Source organism: Aerococcus sp. L_32, from assembly GCF_050689315.1.
In genome coordinates, this window is the sequence record NZ_JBOEQF010000760.1 from 1 (window position 1) to 873 (window position 873).

Sequence of the window (873 nt, forward strand, 5' to 3'; positions counted from 1 at the left end):
TATGTAGAAAGTTTATCGGCCTTTGCACGTCAATTCTTGGGTAATACAGAGAAACCAGATGTAGATTCTATTGAAGGGTTAAGTCCAGCTATCTCAATCGACCAGAAGACTACCTCAAGAAACCCACGTTCAACAGTAGGAACGATTACTGAGGTGAACGATTATCTTCGTTTATTATATGCTCGGGTTGGCCAACCAATCTGCCCAAATGATGGTACCGAAATTACGAGTGAATCTTTAGACCAAATGTTAGACCGGATTTTAAGTTTGCCTGAACGGACTAAAGTGCAAATTCTATCTCCAGTTGTTTATGGTAAAAAAGGTCAACATAAAAAGATCATCGACGGTATCCGTAAACAGGGATATGTCCGTGTGCGTATTGATGGCGAAATCTATGACATCGATGATGTACCTGAATTAGATAAGAATAAAAAACATCAAATTGATATTGTGATAGACCGTTTAGTGATTAAAGAAGATATTAGAGGGCGTTTAGCTGACTCTTTAGAAGCGGCTCTTAGATTAGCTGATGGCTATGCAGTCTGTGATTTGATTGATGGTGACGAAATTCTCTTTTCAGAGCATTATTCATGCCCCCACTGTGGATTTACAGTAGGTGAATTAGAACCCCGTCTATTCTCATTTAATGCGCCTTATGGAGCATGTGAGGAGTGTACTGGTTTAGGTTCAAAAATTGAAGCTGATCCTAATTTAATTGTGCCAGATAAAAATAAAACATTAAAAGAAGGGGCTATCGTACCTTGGGATTCAAAAGGTTCTGCTTTCTACCCAACCATGTTGGAACAAGCAGCTACTGCCTTTGAGGTGCCAATGGATGTACCTTTTAAAGAACTTACACAAGAACAACAAGAC

At 39.2% G+C, this 873-nt stretch carries 1 pseudogene; it reads left to right on the forward strand.

The window, feature by feature from the left end:
* Positions 1-873, forward strand: a pseudogene (locus tag ACRCJ0_RS16270) (excinuclease ABC subunit UvrA); the annotation flags it as partial.